The sequence below is a fragment of the Exiguobacterium sp. UBA1053 genome (assembly GCF_002316465.1).
Lineage (GTDB): Bacteria > Bacillota > Bacilli > Exiguobacteriales > Exiguobacteriaceae > Exiguobacterium_A > Exiguobacterium_A abrahamii.
Window position 1 is genome coordinate 837,676 of the sequence record NZ_DCDO01000013.1, and the last position, 17,535, is coordinate 855,210.

16 protein-coding genes are annotated in these 17,535 nt (G+C 47.1%); 6 read left to right on the top strand and 10 right to left on the bottom strand.

The features are described from left to right. Nucleotides 1-3: 3 nt before the first annotated feature. The 8 genes from B3G15_RS11975 to B3G15_RS12010 all read right to left on the bottom strand — a co-directional run bounded on the left by B3G15_RS11975 (nt 4) and on the right by B3G15_RS12010 (nt 9,419). Complete coding sequence (locus B3G15_RS11975; protein WP_023469333.1) at nt 4-966, bottom strand: diacylglycerol kinase; 963 nt, start codon at nt 964-966, stop codon at nt 4-6. 147 nt (nt 967-1,113) lie between these two features. Beyond that, complete coding sequence (gene gatB / locus B3G15_RS11980) at nt 1,114-2,547, bottom strand: Asp-tRNA(Asn)/Glu-tRNA(Gln) amidotransferase subunit GatB (protein WP_023469334.1); 1,434 nt, start codon at nt 2,545-2,547, stop codon at nt 1,114-1,116. Between the two features lie 14 nt (nt 2,548-2,561). Further along, nucleotides 2,562-4,004: an Asp-tRNA(Asn)/Glu-tRNA(Gln) amidotransferase subunit GatA gene (gatA, locus tag B3G15_RS11985; RefSeq protein ID WP_214858289.1), complete on the bottom strand. Its 1,443-nt coding sequence runs from the start codon at nt 4,002-4,004 to the stop codon at nt 2,562-2,564. Nucleotides 4,005-4,019: 15 nt separating this feature from the next. Further along, nucleotides 4,020-4,310 carry an Asp-tRNA(Asn)/Glu-tRNA(Gln) amidotransferase subunit GatC gene (gene gatC / locus B3G15_RS11990; protein WP_268023104.1) on the bottom strand — a complete coding sequence of 97 codons (291 nt, stop codon included), beginning with the start codon at nt 4,308-4,310 and terminating at the stop codon, nt 4,020-4,022. 199 nt (nt 4,311-4,509) lie between these two features. Then, the gene (locus B3G15_RS11995) at nt 4,510-5,754 is read right to left on the bottom strand and encodes an Nramp family divalent metal transporter (protein WP_290721289.1); all 1,245 of its coding nucleotides are present in this window, start codon (nt 5,752-5,754) and stop codon (nt 4,510-4,512) included. A 111-nt stretch (nt 5,755-5,865) separates the two neighbouring features. Further along, nucleotides 5,866-7,377, bottom strand: coding sequence for a sodium/proline symporter PutP (gene putP / locus B3G15_RS12000; protein ID WP_064299364.1), 1,512 nt, complete (start codon nt 7,375-7,377; stop codon nt 5,866-5,868). A gap of 79 nt (nt 7,378-7,456) precedes the next feature. Beyond that, nucleotides 7,457-9,001 carry an L-glutamate gamma-semialdehyde dehydrogenase gene (gene pruA, locus B3G15_RS12005; protein ID WP_290721294.1) on the bottom strand — a complete coding sequence of 515 codons (1,545 nt, stop codon included), beginning with the start codon at nt 8,999-9,001 and terminating at the stop codon, nt 7,457-7,459. A 130-nt stretch (nt 9,002-9,131) separates the two neighbouring features. Continuing rightward, complete coding sequence (locus B3G15_RS12010) at nt 9,132-9,419, bottom strand: HesB/YadR/YfhF family protein (protein WP_023469340.1); 288 nt, start codon at nt 9,417-9,419, stop codon at nt 9,132-9,134. Nucleotides 9,420-9,541: 122 nt separating this feature from the next. Here B3G15_RS12010 and B3G15_RS12015 point away from each other — a divergent pair, with 122 nt between their 5' ends. The 4 genes from B3G15_RS12015 to B3G15_RS12030 all read left to right on the top strand — a co-directional run bounded on the left by B3G15_RS12015 (nt 9,542) and on the right by B3G15_RS12030 (nt 13,744). Continuing rightward, nucleotides 9,542-10,381, top strand: a complete 840-nt coding sequence (locus B3G15_RS12015) for a hypothetical protein (protein WP_290721297.1) — start codon at nt 9,542-9,544, stop codon at nt 10,379-10,381. 13 nt (nt 10,382-10,394) lie between these two features. Beyond that, entirely contained in the window at nt 10,395-10,844 is a 450-nt protein-coding gene (gene bcp, locus B3G15_RS12020; RefSeq protein WP_290721300.1) for a thioredoxin-dependent thiol peroxidase, read from the top strand. A 330-nt stretch (nt 10,845-11,174) separates the two neighbouring features. Next, a complete protein-coding gene (locus B3G15_RS12025; RefSeq protein WP_290721303.1) occupies nt 11,175-12,824 on the top strand; it encodes a peptide ABC transporter substrate-binding protein in 1,650 nt (549 codons plus the stop codon). 269 nt (nt 12,825-13,093) lie between these two features. Further along, nucleotides 13,094-13,744: a homing endonuclease associated repeat-containing protein gene (locus B3G15_RS12030; protein WP_047393045.1), complete on the top strand. Its 651-nt coding sequence runs from the start codon at nt 13,094-13,096 to the stop codon at nt 13,742-13,744. Between the two features lie 96 nt (nt 13,745-13,840). On the opposite strand, the gene B3G15_RS12035 is transcribed toward B3G15_RS12030, so the two are convergent. Next, on the bottom strand, nt 13,841-15,538 hold the full coding sequence (locus B3G15_RS12035) for a GGDEF domain-containing protein (protein WP_064299360.1): 1,698 nt from the start codon (nt 15,536-15,538) through the stop codon (nt 13,841-13,843). Nucleotides 15,539-15,671: 133 nt separating this feature from the next. Here B3G15_RS12035 and B3G15_RS12040 point away from each other — a divergent pair, with 133 nt between their 5' ends. Further along, complete coding sequence (locus B3G15_RS12040; RefSeq protein ID WP_064299359.1) at nt 15,672-16,280, top strand: YktB family protein; 609 nt, start codon at nt 15,672-15,674, stop codon at nt 16,278-16,280. Nucleotides 16,281-16,311: 31 nt separating this feature from the next. Here B3G15_RS12040 and B3G15_RS12045 read toward each other — a convergent pair whose 3' ends face one another. Next, entirely contained in the window at nt 16,312-16,821 is a 510-nt protein-coding gene (locus B3G15_RS12045) for a hypothetical protein (protein WP_064299358.1), read from the bottom strand. Between the two features lie 201 nt (nt 16,822-17,022). Here B3G15_RS12045 and B3G15_RS16000 point away from each other — a divergent pair, with 201 nt between their 5' ends. Beyond that, complete coding sequence (locus tag B3G15_RS16000; RefSeq protein ID WP_414651120.1) at nt 17,023-17,532, top strand: helix-turn-helix domain-containing protein; 510 nt, start codon at nt 17,023-17,025, stop codon at nt 17,530-17,532. Nucleotides 17,533-17,535 lie beyond the last annotated feature (3 nt).

Genomic DNA, 17,535 nt, shown 5'->3' on the forward strand with positions numbered 1-17,535 from the left:
GCTTCACGCGAGGTTCGTTTCTGCTTCTTGTAGTTGTGTATTGATTTGTTCCATCTCTTCGATCCGGAACTTTGGTGTCATGACTTCGAAATGAGAGCGAAGATTCGTCATCTCGCCTTCGCAAATGCCGCCAAACTCACCATCGATGTTCAAGCTCATCTCTGATGTATTCTTCATGCGGACGAATGAGGTCGTGACATGCTCGATGCAAGGGTCCGAGAAATGATCCCCTTTTAAGGCAAGACGCATGACACGAATCAGTTCGACGAGGTTACATTTCTTGAGAATGAAGAGATCGAACCGACCGTCATTGAGTGACGCGTTCGGTGACAATTTCTCGAATCCGCCGACAGAGTTCGTATTGGATGTCAAGAACAGCATGACTTCTCCTTTGAATATACCCTTTTCATGCTCCAGTTCGACATATGTCGGTCGGATTTGCGGAAGTTTCTCCATCCCTTTGACGTAGTACGCGAGCTGTCCGAGTGCCGTCTTCAGCTTCGAAGGCACTTCGTACGACAGTTCTGTCATGATGCCACCACCAGCGATATTGATGAAGTAATGGACGCCTGCCGATCCTTCAATCTTACCGATATCGACCGGCATCGTATGTCCTGTGCAAATGACATCCATCGCTCCTTCGATCGTCAATGGAATACGCATTGCCCGACCAAAGTCATTCGTTGTTCCAACAGGTAGTACACCAAGCTTCGGACGTTTGTTGTAGGCAGCCATTCCGCTGATCACTTCGTTCAACGTACCATCGCCGCCTGCTGCGACGACGAGATCAAAGTCTGCTTCGCATGCTCGTGCTGCTTCATACGTCGCATCGCCGACCGCTTTCGTCGAGTAGACAGATGTCTCATAACCCGCTGCTTCAAGTCGGTCGAGGATATACGGTAAATTTCGTTTAACCATCTCTTTCCCGGAAGTCGGGTTATAAATCACGCGCGCTCTAGGTCTCATAAGATTTTCTCCTTTTTGACTCAACCGTTCATTTGATACATAACTGTTTTATTTTACATGAACTCTCGAGACATTACAAAGCCAAAAAAGACAGCGTCCGTTTCCTCGCAGAAGTAAAGGAGGAACGAACGCTGTTTGATCAGGTACTTATTTTAATTTTTCAAGCTCTTCATAGAAGAGTTGATCAAGGAGGGCAGGGTTCGCCATTCCTTTTGTTTTCTTCATGATTTGACCGATGACGAAGCCTTTCTTCCGGTCACGTCCACCGAGTAATTCCTCGACGACGGCTGGGTTCGCTTCGAACATCTCGACGATGAGACCACGTAGCAATCCTTCGTCTGAAATTTGTGCAAGACCGTTTTCTTCGACGTATGCACGTGGCTCGACACCTTCTTCGATGACGGCTGTGAAGACTTGTTTGGCGATTTTCGAAGAAATCGTGCCACTTGCGATCAAGTCGATCATCTCTGCCAGACGAGCTGGTGTCATCTTGACTGTTTCGAACGTTTCCGTCGATTTATTCAAGTGACCTTGGATCTCACCGATCGTCCAGTTGGCTGCTGCTTTTGGCTCTGCGCCTGCTGCCAGTGTCGCTTCGAAGTACTCTGCCATCTCACGTGTAACTGTCAATTGCTTCGCATCATACGCCGAAAGACCGAGTTCTTCTTGGTAACGAACGCGACGTGCATCTGGAAGTTCCGGGATACCGGCACGAATCGCTTCTTTCCAATCGTGATCAAGTACGAGCTTGACGAGGTCAGGCTCTGGGAAGTAACGGTAATCCGACGCCCCTTCTTTGACACGCATGAGGACCGTTTGTTTTTTCGTCTCATCGAAGCGAAGTGTTTCTTGACGCATCACACCACCTGCAAGCAACAACTTACGGTGACGATCTTCTTCGAACTCAAGACCTTTTAAGACGTTTCCGAATGAGTTCAAGTTTTTAAGTTCTGTTTTTGTACCGAACTTCTCTTGTCCGTATGGGCGAACGGAGATGTTACAGTCACAACGAAGTGATCCTTCTTCCATCTTGACGTCCGAGACGCCTGCATATTGCAAGACTTCCTTGAGACGTTCGAGGTAGGCGACTGCATCTTTCGGTGAACGCATGTCCGCTTCACTGACGATCTCGATGAGCGGCGCACCTGTCCGGTTGAAGTCGACGACTGAGTGATTCGCACCCGTGTGGTTCATCTTACCAGCATCTTCTTCCAGATGGACACGTTCGATTCGGAAGCGTTTCGTTTCGCCATCAACTTCCGCATCAATGTAGCCATCGAAGCCAATCGGTTGATCGAACTGTGAGATTTGATACGCTTTTGGCGTATCTGGGTAGAAATAGTTCTTTCGGTCGAATTTCGTTTGATCGGCAACTTGGCAGTTAAGTGCCATTGCTGCACGAACAGCGAGTTCAACGGCTTTTTCGTTGATTTTCGGCAAGACGCCCGGATGTCCAAGACAAATCGGGCACGTTTTCGTGTTCGTCTCCGCGCCGTATTCCCGCGCACAACCACAGAACATCTTCGTGTTCGTGCTCAGCTCGGCGTGGACCTCTATCCCGATGATCGTTTCAAAGTTCATGATACATTCGCTCCTTATAACTTCGGAAGCGCGAATCCACCTGTCGCAAGCTCAAACGCATGCGCAGCGCGATAGATCGTCGCCTCATCGAAATGTTTTCCAATGATTTGTAAGCCGACCGGAAGACCGTCGACGAATCCAGCTGGAACCGAGATTGCTGGGACACCCGCTAAGTTGATTGGAATCGTCAAGATGTCATTCGCATACATCGTGACGGGATCATCGAGTTGTGCACCGAGTTCGAATGCTGGTGTCGGCGCTGTTGGTCCGATGATGACGTCATAGTTCGCGAGGACATCGTCGAAATCCTTTTTGATCAACGTTCGCGCTTGTTGTGCTTTTTTATAGTAGGCATCGTAGTAACCTGAGCTGAGCGCATACGTTCCGAGCATGATCCGGCGTTTGACTTCGTCTCCGAATCCTTGTGAGCGGGAATACTTGAAGACATCTTCAAGTGCGTCCGCTTCCGCACGGACTCCGTAACGAATACCGTCAAAGCGCGCGAGATTCGATGATGCTTCTGATGAAGCGAGTAAGTAGTACGTCGCAAGCGCATATTTCGAGTTCGGGAGTGACACCTCATCGACTGTCGCACCGAGTGCTTCGAGTTTTTTGATTGCTTCACGGATGTTAGCTTTGACACCTTCACTGACACCTTCACCGAAGTATTCTTTCGGAACAGCAATCTTCAGACCTTTGATATCACCTGTCAACGCTTGTGTGTAATCCGTTGCTGCGACGTTCGCAGACGTCGAATCCATCTCACAGTGTCCTGCGATCGCGCTCAAGAGATACGCGTTGTCTTCGACTGTTCGTGTCAACGGACCGATTTGGTCAAGCGATGACGCGAACGCCACGAGACCGAAGCGTGAGACGAGACCGTATGTCGGTTTCAACCCGACGACACCACAATAGGCAGCCGGTTGACGAATCGAACCACCTGTATCCGAACCAAGGCTGAACAAGACTTCGCCTGCTGCGACAGCTGCTGCTGAACCACCTGAAGAACCACCTGGAACGTGTTTCGTATTCCATGGGTTGCGAACCGGTTTGTACGCTGAGTTCTCGTTTGAAGAACCCATCGCGAACTCATCCATGTTCAATTTCCCGATCGTGATCGTCCCTGCTTCATGCAGACGCTCGACGACCGTCGCGTCATGCGCTGGTACGAAGTTCTCGAGGAATTTCGAACCACATGTCGTCGTCATCCCTTTCGTGACGATGTTATCCTTGACGCCGATTGGAAGACCAAACAATGGATTTGCTTCATGTTTCGCGACATCATCCATTCGTTTTGCTTGCTCGAATGCTTCTTCGTTCAATGAAAGAAACGCACCGATTTTTCCATCGACGCGGTCGATTTGATCAAAGGATTCTTGGACGAGTTCAGAAACTTTGACTTCGCCATCCTGAATGAGTGTGTGTAGTGTTTTGACACCATGTTCAAAAAGTGACATCGGGTCATTTCCTCCTTATTCGAACACCGCTGGGACGCGGACTTGTCCGTCTTCCCAATCCGGTGCGAGTCGTTCTACTTCCGTACGAGGAAGTGATGGACGTACTTTGTCCTTACGTAGGACGTTCTTTAAATCGAGGACATGAGTCGTCGGTTCGACGCCTGTCGTATCGAGTTCATTTAATTGTTCAGCGAACCCAAGAATCTTCTCGAGTTGTCCTGTGAATTGTGCTACTTCTTCATCTGTCACGGCAAGGCGTGCCAAATGCGCCACGTGGCGGACTTGCTCCTCATTAATCTTTGCCATGTCATTCCACCTCCGGAACTTTTGCGATATATTTTACACTATTTCTAATCATAGCACTTTTCGTCCAGACAAAAAAGACGATGGTGCATCGGGGGGAGGTCCGCACCATCGTCCTATAGGGGTAGCAAAGCTTCCGGGCGGAAAGCTTCTAGTTATGAAATACCCGCTTTAAATCAGACGAAACAAAAATACTGAATATTCATACTAATACATCGACGAGCAGATAGATATTGAAGACGATGACGATCGAGACGATCACCCATGCCAACGCGTTCATGAACCGACTGTTCCGATGTTCTCCCATGTACCGCTCACTCGCAGTCGCCCGAATCAAGGGAATCAAGGCGAACGGAATCCCGAACGATAAGGCGACCTGACTAAGGACAAGTGCTCGTGTCGGATCAAAACCGGAGAACAGTAACAAAATCGCAGGCAACATCGTCACGGTCCGTCGAACGAACAATGGCAGTTGAAGATGAAGAAAGCCGCGCATGATCGCGTCACCTGACATCGTCCCGACACTTGAAGAAGCGAGACCCGAGACGAGTAAAGCAATCGCAAACAGATATGGCGCAATGCCACCGAGCGTGACATGAAGTCCCTCGTAGATCGCTTCAAGCGAACCCGCTTGATACGTCGTGCCGTAAAACACACTGGCAGCAATGACGAGCATCGCTCCATTGACCGCTCCGGCAATCAACATCGCTCCCCAAATATCGAAACGCTGAATCCGTAACATCGACAATTTATTCGCAACGTGCCCCATCCGTCGTTTCGTTAAATCGGAATGGAGATAGATCGCATGCGGCATGACGGTCGCTCCGAGCATCCCGGCAGCGAGGACGATGCTCGACGTACCTTCGAATCCCGGTAACAACCCTGCCGATAGATCACGAAAGACCGGATGGACTTCAAATACTTCAATCGCAAAAGCAGCGGCGATGATTAAGACGAGTACGGCGATGACAGCTTCGAAATGCCGGAGTCCTTTTTGCTCGAAGCCGAGGATGACGAATGATAGGATTGCCGTCAACAGCGTCGCCATCCGTAAATCGATTGCGAACAGTAAATGAAATCCGAGTGCGGCCCCGACGAACTCTGCGAGATCGGTTGCCATCGCGACGAGCTCCGCTTGTACCCAGTAGAAGAAGCGAGAGACCGGCGATAACTCCTCCCGGATCACTTCCGCTAAACTGAGATTACTGACGATTCCAAGCTTGGCTGATAGGAACTGAATGACGACGGCCATCAAGTTCGATGCAACGATGACCCAAAGCAGCAAATAGCCATACTGAGCGCCTGCCGTCATATTCGTCGCGAAGTTTCCCGGATCAAGATACGCGACGGCAGCGACGAACGCTGGTCCAATATATGTCCGTTTTTTCGGTAAATCTTGTGTAAGTGGCTGTGTCGCCATCTCGTTCACCTCACTTTTTGTTTTCATTATACGCTCATTTTGCACAAGTACAACAAATATGTTTATGGTAAATAACAACGTATGAAGTGAATTAAAAAGGGATGTCTCCTGTAATCAGGAAACATCCCTTTTTGTTAATTAGACGATCTTCCGCTCAGGTTCTGCACCTTTTAGTTGCGCTTGTACCTGATCAAATTCGTCATAGATGGCTTGACTCGGTTCCTTCGTCACGAGACTACCGATGACGAGCGCGATCGTCGAAGCGATGAATGCTGGAATCATCTCATACATTTCTGAAATGTAGGATGGTAATCCGGCGACGTTCTGATTGATGAGGATCCATGCGATGACGACGACGGATCCCGTGATCATCGAAGCGAGTGCTCCGGTCTTGTTCATCCGGCGCCACAGTAAGCTGAACAGCACGACTGGTCCGAACGCTGAACCAAAACCAGCCCACGCATATCCGACGAGCGTCAGGATCGACTTCTGCGCGCCGAACGATAAGAGAATCGCGAGAACCGCTACGACGAGAACCATGACGCGACCCATGATCATCAGTTCGCGGTCTGAGGCACTGCGTTTAAAGAATCGATGATAGAAATCATTCGTCGCCGCACTCGAAGAGACGAGCAGTTGCGTCGAAATCGTCGACATGATCGCAGCGAGTAATGCTGCCAGCAATAGTCCCGTAATGAATCCTGGGAAGAGATCACGTGATAATTGAATGAAGACATTCTCTGGATTTTTTAGTCCAGCACTTTGTTGCGTGAAGTAAGCATAACCAATCAAACCTGTCACCATCGCACCAACGATCGAGAATGTCATCCAGATCATTCCGACGCGACGTGCTGACTTCATCTCGTGTAAGTTCCGAATCGCCATAAAACGAACGATGATATGCGGTTGACCGAAATACCCGAGTCCCCAGGCGAGGAGCGAGACGATACCAATCGTTGTCGTCCCTTTGAAGAGTTCCAGTTTCGAGCCATCCGTTGACCGGATCGTCTCGAGTGTATCGTTGATTCCACCACTTAAAGTCAGTGCAACAGCAGGTACGATCAACAACGCGATGACCATGATCATCCCTTGGACGACGTCCGTCCAACTGACAGCAAGGAAACCACCGAGGAAGACGTATGCGATGACGACGCCCGCTAGAATCCAAAGACCCGTCGTGTACTCGAGACCAAAGACTGCTTCGAACAAACGACCACCCGCGACAAAACCACTTGATGCGTACATTATAAAGAATATTAAGATAACTCCAGCTGAAACAGTACGCAAGACGCCACTTTTATCGTGGAATCGTTTTTCAAAGTAATCGGGAATCGTGATTGCATCCCCTGCATGTGCCGTATACGCACGCAGACGCGGCGCGACGAGTAACCAGTTGGCATAAGCGCCAAGCAATAAACCAACGACGATCCATCCACTGGACAGACCAGTTGCATACATCGCACCCGGTAATCCCATCAACAGCCAGCCACTCATGTCACTTGCTCCAGCAGAGAGCGCCGTGACGACGGGACCAATCGTACGTCCCCCAAGCATGTAGTCATTCATGTTCTTCGTCCGATAATACGCAATGACGCCTAGTGCGACCATCAGTCCGAGATACAGCAAAATCGCAAACCACATTCCGTTCATCCTTGCTCCCCCTTTTTTTCGTGATATAAGAAAAACGGGCATGCAGGTCGCACACCCGTTTCATCTATTAAACACCATTTCAGAACATTTCTGAAGTTGTTTTTGCTTGAAGATGTAAAGTCAAGTAATCCGGTCCGCCTGCTTTCGAATCCGTTCCAGACATGTTGAATCCACCGAATGGTTGGTAGCCAACGATTGCGCCTGTGCACCCACGGTTGAAGTAGAGGTTACCGACGTGGAAGTTCGCACGCGCGTACTCTTGGTTCGTCCGGTCTTGCGTGATGACAGCACCTGTCAATCCGTATTCCGTGTTGTTCGCGATGTCGATTGCTTCTTTGAAATCTTTCGCTTTCGTGAACGCGACGACTGGTCCAAAGATCTCTTCTTGCATCAAACGATCCGTTGGTTGAACGTCAGCGACGACTGTCGGTGAGACGAAGAATCCTGTTGAATCATCTGCCGTACCACCTGCGACGATACGTCCTTCTTCTTTTGCGACGTCGAAGTACGACGTGATTTTCTTGAATGCTGCTGCATCGATGACCGGTCCGACATTGTTTGAGACATCTGTCGGGTTACCGATGCTCAGTTTGTTCGTGTTCGCGACGACTTTTTCGAGCAACTCGTCATAGACAGAGTCGAGTGCGACGACACGTGAACAAGCTGAACATTTTTGACCCGAGAATCCGAATGCCGCTTTCGTGATCATGTCCGCTGCGTAATCGAGGTCGGCCGACTCATCGATGACCATCGTATCTTTTCCGCCCATTTCCGCGATGACGCGTTTGAGCCAGATTTGACCTTCGTTTAGTTTCGATGCCCGCTCGTTGATGCGAAGTCCAACATCACGTGATCCCGTGAAGCTGATGAAACGTGTTTTCGGGTGATCGACGAGGTAGTCACCGACTTCTGCCCCTGAACCTGGTACGAAGTTCAAGACGCCTGCCGGAAGACCAGCCTGCTCCATCACTTCGACGAATTTCGCTGCGACGACCGGTGTCGTTGATGCGGGTTTCAAGAGGATCGGGTTCCCTGCCACGATTGCTGCAACAGCTGTTCCAGCCATGATCGCGAGTGGGAAGTTCCATGGTGAGATGATGACACCAATACCGAGTGGAATGTAATCGTAACGGTTGTATTCGCCTGGACGACTCTCGACTTTTTTGCCGTCTTTTAAGACGAGCATCTGACGTGCGTAGTACTCGAGGAAGTCGATCGCTTCTGCTGTATCGGCATCTGCTTCGTTCCAAGGCTTCCCTGCTTCTTTGACGAGGTAGGCAGAGAACTCATGCTTCCGCTTACGGATGATGTTCGCTGCTTTGAATAGGACGTCCGCACGTACAGACGGATTGACGAATTTCCATGTTTCGAAGGCTGTGACTGCTGCTTGCATCGCTTCTTCTGCATGTTCCTGTGTCGCTTTCGAGACACGTCCGACGATTTCTTCTTTGTTAGCCGGATTGACGGAGACGATTTTATCTTCCGTCGTCACATGTTTTCCACCGATGACGAGCGGATAATCTTTGCCGAGTTCTTGCGTGACGAGTGCAAGTGCCTCTTCGAACGCTTTCTTGTTTGCTTCTTGTGAGAAGTCCGTGAATGGTTCGTGTTTGTACGGAATCATCTCTATTCCCCCTTTAATCTCTACTTTAAATCGCTTACATTCTCCATTGTACAGAAGCATGAGTCCGCTTACAATTATTCTAGTCAAAAAAATAAAGGAGCGACCGATTTGGTCGCTCCTCCGTTATCAATTATTCCTTCGCTTGTGAAAAGACGATCTCTTCGTGTTCAATTGAAACTTTGACGTCTTGCCCTTGGAATAACCAATCATCTTGATCCGAGACGACGAAGTGAATGCCATCGACGACTTCTTCGACTGCTGCCCGTTCGACTTCTTCCATATGAACACCAACCGAGAAACCTTGTGTTAAATCCGTTGAGCCACCATATTTTGCGAAGAAGCGAATCGTATCGCCTGATTTTGCTTCCATCTCATCTTTAAAGTATTGCAATGCCTCATCTGTAATATGAATTTTCATATCTATCACTCCCCTTTCGTTTAGTGTACCGATATCCTACTCAAAAAAGCGAATTTCCTGTATGGTAGAGACAAGATTAGCTATGGAAGCACCATGAAACATTCATCTTAGGAGGAATTCGAATGAAACGATCGCTCGTAGTGCTGCTTGCGACCAGTCTCGTACTCGTCGGTTGCGGAAACGATTCCCCGTCTTCTACAGATACCAAATCCCCGAAGACGACGGAAACAAAACAACAGAAGGCTGAACAAGCCGTTCTTGACGTCTATCAAACATACGAAAAAACGCTCGGTCAATCCGGACGAGCAGATACAAAAGACCTTGCATCGATTGAATATACGGGTGACGAAAAACAACTTGAACCGCTTGCCGTCGGTGCGAAAAACTTGAATGTTGTTCCCGGTAAGGTCGTCAAGTCGTTCCAAAAGGGCGACGTTGCCTATATCATCCACGAATTCAAGGATGCGAAAGGATCGATACTCCCAAACCGGGGATCGAAACTGTTATTGAAGAAAGACGACGAGTGGAAAATCGTCCTGACACCGACGACATTCGATCCGTCCGTCTTCTCGACGCTTGGCGACATGTTCACTGGATTTAACGCTGATGAATATGGTGTCAATGCGAAGGCGGCTGATGAGATCGGAAAAACCGATGAAAAAGAGCAGGATGCCGTCTTCTCTCGTGTCAATGCGCAAACCGATTATATGGCGCTCGAGATGAACAGTAACATCCTGATGATTTACGGTGAGGCGCTCAAGAACGAAGGAAACCCTGAGACGCTCGTTGATTACTATCAAGACTACGCAGACTGGTATGAAGAAGAACAGCCACTCCTCATGAAGACGGCGAAAGCCGGGACGGATTATGAGAAGTACTTGATCGCCCTCGATCCATTAAAAGAGAGTCTTCAAAAGAAGCTTGAGAAATATGCGGATCAATTAAACATGGAATTAGGATAAGGAGGAATTTTTCATGCAAGCACCTACATTCACCCTTCCGAATGCACAAGGAGAACCGATTTCCCTCGAGGATTATCGTGGAAAAAAAGTCGTACTCTATTTCTATCCGAAGGATTCAACGCCTGGCTGTACGACCGAGGCATGTGATTTCCGCGATGCGACGCAAGCGTTCGAAGAGAACAACACCGTCATTCTCGGTGTTTCTGCCGATAGTCAGAAACGGCATCAAAACTTTATCGCAAAATATGAATTACCGTTCCAATTGTTATCAGATGTCGATCACGAAGTGTGTGAGCAATATGGTGTCTGGCAACTGAAAAAGAACTACGGTAAGGAATATTTTGGAATTGTTCGTTCGACGTTTTTAATTGATGAATCTGGCGAAATCGTCAAAGAATGGCGCAGTGTAAAAGTAAAAGATCACGTTGCAGAAGCACTTCAGTACGTCCAAGAGCAGAAATGAGTTCAAGAACCAGTTGTTTTATACAACTGGTTCTTTTTGTATTCAATTCTTCTAAAAATTCCTAATTTTATCCTTACATAAAAATAATTTTCCGTAAAAAAACGTTGGTATTACACATAAATTTAATAATTTTGAAATAATCTGAAAATATTCTATTGATTTTTCTGAATATTGTATTTATTATTGATAACAAGTTGATCCGGTGCTTTCCACAGCTTAAGAATAAAAGGCGATGACCCCTCTTATTTTTAGTCGGACACCGGATCGCTATCCTATCGGTTCTTATCGTTTCACCAGATATATCTATTTCTTTTGGGAGGGATTTACTTTATGGAAAAGAAAAAGGCACTTGCACTCGTCGGAGCACTGACAATCGCTGGATCAAGTCTTGCTGCATGTTCGACGACAGATGAAGGTTCAAAAGAAGGCGGTTCGACATCTGGAGAAAAATCTTCAGACAAACAAGTCTTGAACATCATCAGCGGTTCGGATATTCCAGCGCTTAGCCCAACCGTCGCGACGGACTCTGTATCCTTCACAGTCTTGAACAACGTTCAAGAAGGACTATTCCGTCTTGACGAGAATCAAGAAGCAACACCGGGTGTTGCGGAGAGTGTTGATGTTTCTGAAGATGGACTTACATACACGTTCAAACTTCGTGATTCGAAATGGTCGGATGGTAGCGATGTCACAGCAAAAGACTTTGAATATGCATGGAAACGCGTCCTTGATCCGAAGAGTGGTTCGCAGTATGCGTACATCATGTATATCATCGATGGCGCTGAAGCATACAACACAAGCAAAGGAAAAGCAGACGATGTCGCAGTCAAGGCAGTCGATGACAAAACGCTTGAAGTCAAGCTGACTCAACCGGCTGAATACTTCAAATCACTAACTGGTTTCGGTTCATTCATGCCACTGAAACAAGAATTCGTCGAAGAACAAGGCAAAAACTTCGCATCGAAGCCGGATACATTCCTTTACAACGGTCCATTCGTTCTCTCAGAATGGAAGACAGATGTCGGCTGGACATACAAAAAGAATGATCAGTACTGGGATAAAGATAATGTCAAACTTGAAGAAATCAACACGAAAATCGTTAAAGAAGTCTCGACAGGCGTCAACTTGTACGAAAAAGGTGACATCGATCTAGCTGGCTTAACGAGTGAGTTCGTTGATCAATACAAAGACAAAGAAGACTTTGATACACGTCTTGATGCAGCAATGTACTATATCCAAATGAACTTCAAGAATGACCTCTTGAAAAACAAGGATATCCGTAAAGCGATCGACTCAGGATACGATAAGAAGCAGATGGCTGAAGTTCTCTTGAACAACGGTTCGATCCCTGCTTACTACTACGTACCAAAAGACTTCGCAAAAGGTCCAGACGGTAAAGATTTCCGTGATGGCAACGAAGGTTTCGGTTCATATGACGCATCATCTGCAAAAGCATCATTCGAAAAAGGACTGAAAGCCGTCGGCAAGAAGTCTCTCAAACTCGAACTTCTTTCATATGATGATGACAACTCGAAAAAAATCTCGGAGTACCTCAAAGGCGAGTGGGAGAAAAACCTTCCAGGTCTTGAAGTTACAATCAAACAACAACCATTCAAGAACAAGTTGGATCTCGAGTCTAAAGGTGAGTTCGAGCTATCGTTCGCAGGATGGGGACCTGACTACCAGGATCCGATGACATTCCTCGATATGTGGGTAACTGGTGGACCATACAACCGTGGTAAGTACTCAAGCGATAAATATGATTCACTCATCAAGTCAGCTCAAAAAGAAGTAGATGCTGAGAAACGTTGGCAGGCTCTCAAGGATGCTGAAAAAACACTCCTTGAAGAGGATCAAGCGATCTCAGTTATGTACCAAAAAGGTGTTTCGCTTCTTCGTAAACCGTACGTCAAAGGAATCGTTAACCACAAAGTCGGTGCCGATACTTCGTACAAATGGGCTTACATCGAAGGAAAATAAGTCATACCTCAAGACCAGATTCGCTGACGAGCGTGTCTGGTCTTTTTTTCCATATGAGCCGTTTGTCCTATTTTTCTGAATAGAATTAAAATTTCGTGTCATTCTGTTTTCATTTCCATGACTTCCATTTATACTAAGCAAAGAATCCGATTCACTTTATTTACAATATTTTGCGGGAATTATTCATAATTAATGGAAATGTACCGATATATCTAATACAGAGGACTTTTGCCTCAATACTACATCGAACTAGGAAGGAGGACTCACTCATGAAGCAACGTGTACTTACGAGTCAACAGAGTTATACAGAAGAGCAGCTTGAGATGATTGAAGCCATCCGTGCGGTCGGTGAACTCATCCAGGACCGTCCACGCCGTACTGTCTATCGCCGTTATGCTTTAGTGAATGACTGGCCTCAGCCAGAAAACATCATCCGTCAATTTGGTTCGTGGCCAGAAGCCTTGTCTGCCGCTGGATACGAGTGGAATGTCGATCAACAGCCAGAGGAGCTTGAGCGGGCACCGAAATATACGAAAGACGAAATCTTAAAGTCATTCGAACGGTACGCACAAGACGTCGGCTCTACGATCACACTTAAGAAGTACCAGATGTGGCGTAAATCTGTCCATCATGCACCGAGTCACTATCACATCGTCAAGATGTTCGGTTCGTGGCACGATGCGTGTACCGCTGCAGGACTTGAAGCAAGCGTCACTTATTCGAAAGCTGAACTTGCTGCTTCTCTGCGTCAAGCAATCGAGGAAGTTGGCTTTGCCCTCTCTTTTGAAGCATACCGGGAATGGGCGAAACGGAACAACAAACCATCGACGAAAGCCTTACTTCATCGCTATGGTTCTTGGTCAGCCGCGATCCATGCAATCGAAAACGAGATTCGTCTCAGCAAACAACAAGCACAATGAACTTATTCTTTTTCGATCCTTCTCGTTCATCCGAACTGGGAGGATTTTTTACATCAAAAAAGAAGATAGCGTCTCTGCTACCTTCTTCTACTTGATTTAAATGACCTTCTCTTTCCACTCCTGATACGATGCGACACGGTCGCGCCCTTGGAACTTCGCTCCGACGTACATCGCACGGTCGGCATTTCGAATCAAACTCGCGAGATCACCAAGTTCCTTTAATGTATCGATGCCGATGCTAGCCGTGATCCGGAGCGTATGCCCTTCGACTAAGATCGGATTCGCATGCAACGTCTCGCGGATTCGTTCTGCGACGATTTGGGCTGAATCAAGATCCGTATTCGGTAGTAAGATGACGAACTCCTCTCCCCCGTAACGCGCGACAAGATCCGTGATGCGTGTTGCTTGCATCAATAACTTCGCCACTTCAAATAAGACGACGTCTCCGACTTCATGACCATACGTATCATTGATTTGTTTGAAGTGATCTAAGTCGATCATTAAGGCTGAGAACGGATAAAGGTCGCGTTGTTTAATACGACGATCGCCCCACTCTTGAAGGGCACGATAGTTCGGTAATTTCGTCATCGCATCCGTCCTGCTATCGGTCAACAAGCGTTCTCGCTCGTGTGCCCGTTCCACTGCCCACGACAGGACACGAAGGGCACGGTATAGCTCATATCCAAAATCCTGCGTGAATTCACCACTTGCGTTCGAGGCAAGGAGCAACGAGCAGTTGATCGTCTCCGTCGCTTCCGGTTGAATGAAGAGGACCGACTGTGTCTCTTCCGGCAAGCTATCGTAAAGACGAATATCCCACTCCTGTTGCATCCCGTAAAGAAGGACTTCTTCTTTTTCGATGATGTCTTCAATGATTCGCCCTTCGACATGATCGGCTTTTAACTTTCGTCCGTCCTTCAACGAATAGTACACGCTTTGCTTTCCTTCTTTGAAATCAAACTTAATCCAAGCGATATCCGGTTTGACGAATTGATTGAGCTGTCGTAAATACCGCTCGATGATGAACTGGGCATCACCGTCTTTCCAAGCCGCCTCTTTCAATCGCTCGATCTGCTCCCAATGTTCGATCCGGTCTGTTGCTTCAACGGAACTTCCCAGTGCACGCTTGATGATGAATAAGGCAAACGCCGCCATGACGAGTCCGCTATTCCCGTTCCCTTGAACGACGAGTGTGCTGAAGATTCCGTATAACAATTCTGCTGTGATGACGACCGCTTCGAAACGTAGCAGTTGGAACATGACGTCACTTGGAATGTTTTCTCCAAGAAGAAATCGGGATAACTGGTATTGCAATAAGAGGACGATCCAGAGAATCGCAACCATCGCCAGTAACGGTACGATGTTTTCTGTCAGCACGAATGCTTCGCCATGTGTTCCGCCGAGTGCATTATAGGCAAGACCTGCTGGAACGATTAAAAACAATTCGAGTGCGACGTTGAAGGGATAGTTATGTAACATCCGCCGACGTCCGATTGGTGTATGAATCGTTCGCAACTGATAGATGAGCATCGTCAATTGCCCGACACAAATCGCTGATAATAATCCATACGTCAAGAATGTAAAGAGGACGAATCCAAAATGGAAAGTAAAACTCATATGACGACGACGGACAGGATCGACGACGAAAATCGTCGATAAGGCGGCAATCAATAAGAACGTAAACAAATCGACGCTGAGACTATAATCCCTCGACTTCGCAAAAAGATCGATGCCTATGACGATTACGAAAAAAACGACCCAGCTTCGAAGGAGATATTGTTGAAAACGACGCACAAAACATTCCCCTTCCTTTAAGTTATGTAGTTGTATATTACTGGAAATCGATATGCCCATTATTCTACTTTTCGAGCAAAAAGTCGAACTTCGATGGTCTCCTTTGATACAATTGACGCGAGGTGATTTTTTTATGACAAATACATTCACGCAACACGCATTTGATACATTTCAGATCGATGGACTAGAACCACGGATGGAAGCGATTCGCGAACGCATCCAGCCGGTCTTTCGAGACATTGGTCAGGAAGTCGCACCTGACTTAACGGTCGCAACAGCAGAAGATGTCCATGTTCACATCGCGCAACATGCACGTCGGAAGGTCAACCCTCCGAAGGATACATGGATGGCATTCTCACCCGATAAACGTGGATACAAAAAACATCCGCATTTCCAAGTCGGTCTGTTTGATGATCATCTGTTCATTTGGCTTGCCTATATCTACGAGTTACCGAATAAACAACAATACGCATCGAAACTGTTACAGCATACAGAACTGCTGACATCCCTTCCGGATGATTTCGTCGTCTCATACGATCATATGAAAAAAGACGCCGTCTCCGTTCATGAGACGGATATCGAAAAAGGATTACAACGTTTCCACGACGTCAAAAAGGCAGAATTCCTTGTTGGTCGTCATATTCCGGCAGAACAAGTGCATCACCTGTCACGCGAAGAATTACTCGATATGATTCGAAATACCTATTCGCATCTCGTACCACTCTATAAAACGATTAAATAAAAAGGATGGCCGAATCGGTCATCCTTTTTCATTAGTTATATTTTACTAGAATTGACATGACTTGTGTACGGTCGGAATTCAAATTTAGATAAATGTTGACCTGTTTTGAGGAAACAGTCATGACGTTGAATGTTTTATCGAGTTTCGCTGTCGGATACGCTTTTTTGACTTCCTTGACCGTCACAGTCCGCTTGACCTGCTTCGGATCATAGACGATTGCACTAACTTTTGCTTTTGTGTCCTTCACCCCATACGTGGAGCAGTAATGAAGAGCGCGATCCGCTGAGGCAAGACCATTTCCGCTTTGACACCAATTCGAGTTCTTTTCCCCCTTATAGGCTTTATGTACTTGGGCAAGTGTTGTTTTTTCAAGAACAACTTTTCCATCGAGTGAACGTGCTTGTTTCGCTTGTGTTTGAATTTCTTGCAGCCATTTGACGTCTGTCTGTTTTGTTGCTTCGACCGGTTGGTTATATGAAGTGCCTGACACGATGCTGACAGTGAGTGCGGCAGTTAAGATGATTCCTAAGACTTGTTTCATGATGATATCCTCCTCTGCGCCTATAAATGGCGTTGATAATAAACTCATTCCCCTATTTCAAAAAATTATTCAGTTTTTATAGTTTTTTTCTGGGAACTTATATTTATTTTTTTGATGAGAAATAAAAAAAGAACCTAGTGTCGCCTTGAACTGCCCCATAAAAGTTGGACATAAAAATCCAACTTTTATGGGGTGTTTTTTATGGTCAAATATACGAAGGCATTTAAGATCAAGGTCGTTGAACGTTATCTGACGGGACGAGACGGATACCAGATTATGGCGGAGGAATTCGGGATACGACCTGAACGAGTCCGTGAGTGGTCGCGTCTTTATAAGCGTTGGGGAGAGACGATCTTCGATCCTTCCTATACAACACACTCGCCGGCATTTAAACTGGAGGTATTAAACGACATGGCGACCAACGGACTGTCCTACATAGAGGTAGCCGTAAAATATCGAATTTCCTCCCCGGGGATGATCTCGAACTGGCGATCGACGTATGAACGGGAAGGGACCGCAGGTCTGGTCGCTAGACCGAAAGGACGTGCCCCGATGGCGAGACGCAAGAAGAAAGATTTTGAAGAGATGACAGAAGTCGAGAAACTCAAGGAGCGGGTCGAGTATCTCGAGATGGAGAACGCTGCGCTAAAAAAATTGAGAGCCTTGGTTCAAGAAGAGAATGCGCGACGAACCGGATCAAGGCGCAAGTAATCG